At 41.2% G+C, this 391-nt stretch carries 1 protein-coding gene; it reads left to right on the top strand.

The genetic code is table 11. The annotated features are described in order from the left end of the window. Window positions 1-391, top strand: a 391-nt coding sequence (locus tag NBRC110019_RS16805; protein ID WP_281756623.1) for a SprB repeat-containing protein, incomplete at both ends; no start/stop codon positions are given.

Here is a 391-nt window from a genome sequence, read left to right as displayed (position 1 = left end):
TGGCGCTACCACTGAAGATTTAACAGGACTTTCTAATGGTACTTATACTATTACCATAACGGATAACAACGGATGTGCTACTACGACTTCGGTTACGGTAACTGAACCTGATGCATTGTCTACATCTGTTTCAAACACTGATGTTCTATGTAACGGTGATATCGACGGAACCGCTGACTTAACAGTTGCTGGGGGTACTACTCCTTATACCTACGCTTGGTCTAACGGGGCTACTACTGAAGATTTAACAGAGCTTACAGCAGGTACTTATAATGTTACTATAACGGACGACAACGGATGTACTGCTACAGAATCTGTAACTATTAGTGAACCTACAGCTATTGTAGCTTCTTCAAATTCTACAGACGTTTCATGTAACGGAGGTTCTAAT

This window comes from Neptunitalea chrysea, from assembly GCF_027924145.1.
Taxonomy (GTDB): domain Bacteria; phylum Bacteroidota; class Bacteroidia; order Flavobacteriales; family Flavobacteriaceae; genus Neptunitalea; species Neptunitalea chrysea.
Note: the sequence above shows the minus strand (reverse complement) of the source record. Positions and strands in the feature narration are given on the sequence as shown.